Here is a 4,865-nt window from a genome sequence, read left to right as displayed (position 1 = left end):
ACCCGCCGGCCCCCCCCCCGCCCCCCCCACCGCCGCCACCGAGGCCGCGGTTCGGTGCGGTCTCACTCGTGTCCTCTCGGCACCGTCAGAAACACGTGGTCGACGGGTAGTTGGCGGTGTGGGTCGCCGTCCGGCCGTCGCGCGTGGCGGTCACGGTGACGGTGCCCGCGGGGACGGTGCCCGCGCGCGTGTTGAACGACTGGTACGCCTGCTTGCCCGGCTCGACGGCGGCGAAGCCCTTACCGCCGTACGGGGTGGTCACCTCCACCGCCACCGGCACGTCGCCGGTGTTGACCGCGGTGACGGCCAGGTGGACCTTGCCGCCGACGCACCGCGGGGTCGCGGTCAGGTCGAGCGGCACCTGGTCGGCGTCCCGGTGCAGGCGCAGGAACGTGACCGAGTAGGCCGGGAAGTCGTAGGTGAAGTCGTTCGACGCCCCCGTCCACTCCCGCTCGACCGGCGCGACGGCCGTCGGCGCGGCCTTGGTGTTGACCGTGCCCGGCGGGCCGCTCATCTCGGTGACGGTCGCCGTCGGCGCGATCGGGGTGCCCGCGTCGACCTTCACCCGGGTGCGGGCGGTGGCGCCGGTCGGGTTGACGGCCTTCACCACGACGTCGCCGGTCTCCTCGTCGGCCGTGACGACCTGGTACAGCGTCCGCGGCGCGGTCTGGGTGTAGGTGAGCTGGAGCGCGCCGTCCAGGTAGAGGCTGATCTTCGCGCCCTCGACCACGACCTTCACCTTGTACGTGCGGTCGTTGGCGATCACCGTGGCGGGACCCTCGGCGACCTCGCTGCGCGCGCCGCCGGTGGCCCGCTCCAGGGCCTGCCGGGTGTTGTTCCAGCCGCCCAGGTTCCACCAGTAGTAGTCGCCGGAGGACCCGGCCCCGAAGCCGATCAGGAAGCCCTCCGCGCCGGACACCTTGCGGGCGTCGAGTTCGAGGGTGTAATTCGTCCAGTTCCTGGTGTAGGCGTCCGGGATGATCGACCGCGCGTCGGTGGTCGTGGTGGAGGTCTGGACGTACTGCCCGTTCTGCACGGCCCAGGAGCCGGCCTGCGGCTGCCAGGCCGGGGCGGTCGAGAAGTCGTCCCGGAACAGCACCGAGCCGTCGCCGTTGGCGGTGACCTTCACGTTGTCGTAGGCCGCGCTGGTGTTCCAGGTGGACAGGAACACCCCGCCCCGGACGGGCTGCTCCGGGCTCTGACCCGCGGTGAGGGTGCTCGGCACGACCTGGTCGCCCTGGTTCACCGAGAACATCTGCTGGACGTAGTAGCTCGCCGAGTTCCACGACTCGTCGTTGTCGAACCAGATCGCGTCCGGCGACCACTGCACGTAGGACTCGTTGGCCAGCAGCGGCGCGTACGACGCCAGCTCGACCAGGTCGCCGTTGCGCTCCAGGCCCGTCATGTACGACGCCTCGGCCAGCGCGTTGCCCATCGTGTTGCCGCGCGAGGCGTACTCGCCGAGGAACACATGCGGGCCGTTGCGGTCGTAGCTGTCGTAGCGGTTGTTGTTGTTCAGGAACCACGCCGGGTCGTTGTAGTAGTGCTCGTCGACCATCTCGACGTTCTGCGCCCGGTTGAACTCCCACAGCGCCCGGAACCGCGCGCCTTCGTCGTCGGGACCGGAGTTGGAGATGACGACGACCTCGGGGTAGCGGGCCTTGATGGCGTCCCGGAAGGCCGGGAAGTTCCGCTCGAAGGTCGTGGTGTTCTCCTCGTTGCCCAGGCCGATGTAGCGCAGGTTGAACGGCGCCGGGTGGCCGAGCGCCGCGCGCTTCGCGCCCCACTCGGTCGTGGTGTCGCCGTTGGCGAACTCGATCAGGTCGACGGTGTCGTCCACCCAGCGCTGGACGCGGGCCGCGTCGGTCATCTCGGGGATGCGGCTGCCGCAGCCGTTCGCGCCCACGGACAGCACGGGCAGCGGGGTGGCGCCCATGTCCTCGGCGAACTTGAAGTACTCCAGGTAGCCGATGCCGTAGGACTGGTTGTAGCCCCAGAAGTTGAAGTTGGTCGGGCGCTCCTCGACCGGCCCGATGGTCTCCTTCCACTGGTACGTGCGCTGGCGGTCGACGCCGCCGCTCTCCAGGTAGGTGTCGAACGTGCCGACGTTGGTCACGCAGCCGCCGGGGAAGCGCAGGAACTTCGGTTCCAGCGCGGCGATCTTCTCGGCGAGGTCCTTGCGCAGCACCGAGCGGCCGTTGACCGGGCCGACCCAGGTGTCCTGAGGCATGAGGGAGACCATGTCGAGGTTCAGCGTGCCCGCCGCGCCGGCCAGCACGGCGAACCGACCCGCGGTCGTGGTGCCGGTGGCGGTGAGGGTCGCGGTGTACTTGCGCCAGGACGACGACGCCTCGACGCGGACCGTGCCGGTGGCGAACACCCCGGTGCCGGCGGCGTCCTCCACGCGGACCGCCAGGTCCTGGGCGGCGGTGGACTTGGCCCACAGCGACACGTCGTACTTGTCGCCCTGCTTCACGGCGAACCCGGTGTTGTAGCCGGTGTTGCGGATGCCCGCGCCCGCGCCGGTCGTGGTCAGGGTGAGGAAGTAGCGGTTGCTGTCGTTGAGGCGGCCGTCACCGGTGCCGACGGTCGGCGTGGCGGTGGCGCCCGCGCGGTTGACCGCCTCCCAGGCGGTGAGGCCGGTGAACGAGGCGTTGTCCGAGGAGTTGAACTCGAACGAGCGGTTGCGGACCAGTTCGGCGTAGAGGCCGCCGTCGGCGGCGTAGTTGATGTCCTCGTAGAAGATGCCGTACAGGTCGTCGCTGATCTCGGTGCGCGGCGCGGCGGTGTCCACGGCCAGGGTGTGCTCGGCGATGCTGACCGGGGTGACGGTCAGCCTGACCGCCTCGGCCCGGCCGCCGAGCGCGAGCGCGCCGTCTGCGCGGCGCACGGCGTAGGACTCGGGGTCGGCCGCGGAGCGCAGCGCGACCTTGCCGCCGCCCACGTCGGTCAGGCGCAGCGCGGTCGGCGTCGTGCCCGGCGCGGCGAGCACCAGCCTGCCGTCGCGGACGACCACCGGCCGCTCGCCCGACTTCAGGGTGACGGGCTTGACCGCGCCGGTCGCGCCGTCCGCCGCGGTGGCGGTCAGGGCGAGGGCGTTCGCGGGTCGGGAGTCGGTCAGGGCGAGGCCGTCGCCGCTGGTCGTCAGGTACGGGGTGGTGAACGTGAACTGCCCGGCGGGCACCTGGTCGGAGCCGCCCGCCGAGGACAGCGCGAAGTAGTCGAACGCGGCCTCGTGGGCGGTGCCGTCGGTCGCGGCGAACGCGTACAGGCCGATCTTCGTGATCGGGAAGGTGACGGTCACCGTGCCCGCGTCGGCCCACGCCTGGCCGTCCCAGTAGCTGGTGGCGACGGTGTTGCCGGTGCGCTGCATGCGCAGCGTCTCGCCGGTCGAGTCGGGGCGGTCGGTGAACTTGTTGGCGGTGAACGCCGCGCGGGTCTCGATGTCGTTCTCGATCGCCCGCCCCGACGGGGACAGGTTGCCGACGAAGGTCAGGCCCGACCGGACGTAGTTGTCCATGTCCTGCCAGGCGATGAGCCCCGCGCCCTGGTAGGTCTTGGCGACCGCCCCCGACACGCGGGTGACCACGGTGAAGTCGGCGTCCGGCACGTCCATCAGCACGAGGTTCTTGGCGTCGTTGGCGGTCTGGTAGGTGTCGCCGCGCTGCGACGTCAGCGTCAACCGGCCGTCGGCGACGCGCAGCGCCTCGGGGACGGGGCTCACGACGGTCCAGTCGGGGCCCAGGGCCGTGCCGTCGAAGGCGTCCACCCTGGCGCCGTCGGGCAGCGGCGGTTCGGCGGCGGTGGCGGCGGGGGTCGCCGTCACGGTGGCCGCGACCATCAACGCGGCGGCCAGGAAGGAGGTGCGCGCGAGGCGCGGGCGGTGCCGATGTCTCATTGCGGTCCTATCCGGTGGGGTGGCGGTTCAGTCGCAGTTGAGAGGGTCGTGAGGGGCGTGGTGGGAGCCTGCGGCGGTGGCGTTCGGGGCGTCGACCGGGCCGGCGGCAGCGGTGACCCGGGCGGCGACGCCTGCCCGGCGGTGTCTCATGCGGCGGGCTCCTTCCGGTGGTCAGGGCGCGGCGGACCACCGCCGGAGCGGGGCGGTGGCCGTGCGGTCGGAGGGCGGGACGACGAGGCAGGCCGGACGGGCCCGCGGGCGGTGATCACGGGAGGAGGCGCGGTGACGCCGTGGTGCGAGTCTCGTGTGTTAGCGCTAACATTCGGTGGGTGAACATTGAAACACCGTGGTAACGCCACTGTCAATGTCCACTTCCGTGCCCCGATCCACGCTGTAGCACGCACTATGGGCGACCCGACGCTCACCGAGCGCTCACTCGTCACCCAGGCGCACCGGACGACACCCCCGGTGATCGCCGACCCCGGCCACCGAACCTGTTAGCGCACACATGTTGCGCGAAACCAGCGGCCGCGGTGGTGGCGCACCGGGCCGGCGAATCCCGTCCGCCACCGGGGCGGGCGGGGTGTCACCGCCATGCGGTGACGGTGACCCCGTCGCCGCCGGGGATGACGCCGGGGGTCGGGACGGCGCCTTCAGGCCGGAGCCGACGCCGTCGGGTTCGCGGCGGTAGTCGGCCGGGGCGCGCAGCGGCTCGGGGACGACGCGCACCCCCGGCGGGCTGGTCGACGAGGGTGACCGCGCAGCGGATCGCCGACTCGCCGAAGCCGGTCTCGGCGCCGCCGACCGTCATCCGGGACTTTCGGCCGACGCGCGACGACGGTCGGCCGCCCGGCTGCCCCGCGTGCCCGCGTTCGGAAGATGTGGTGGGGGGGCGCGGGGGGGGGCGCCCGCCCCCCCCCCCCCCCCCCCCACCCGCGCGCGCCCCCCCGCCCCCCCACCACACCAA

General features: G+C 72.3%; 1 protein-coding gene. It reads right to left on the bottom strand.

What is annotated here, in order from left to right; translation table 11 throughout:
* Positions 1–85 precede the first annotated feature (85 nt).
* Positions 86–3,898 (bottom strand): alpha-L-arabinofuranosidase C-terminal domain-containing protein, encoded by a 3,813-nt coding sequence (locus ACFXGA_RS33635; RefSeq protein WP_378095027.1) that lies wholly within the window; start codon positions 3,896–3,898, stop codon positions 86–88.
* Positions 3,899–4,865 lie beyond the last annotated feature (967 nt).

It is taken from the genome of Actinosynnema sp. NPDC059335, assembly GCF_042752395.1.
GTDB lineage: Bacteria > Actinomycetota > Actinomycetes > Mycobacteriales > Pseudonocardiaceae > Actinosynnema.
The sequence above is the reverse complement of the archived record's forward strand: the minus strand, read 5'-3'. Positions and strand labels throughout refer to the sequence as shown.

Coding starts and splice junctions, on each gene's coding strand:
- ACFXGA_RS33635 (WP_378095027.1), bottom strand. CDS start 3,898: ATGAGACATCGGCACCGCCCGCGCCTCGCGCGCACCTCCTTCCTGGCC.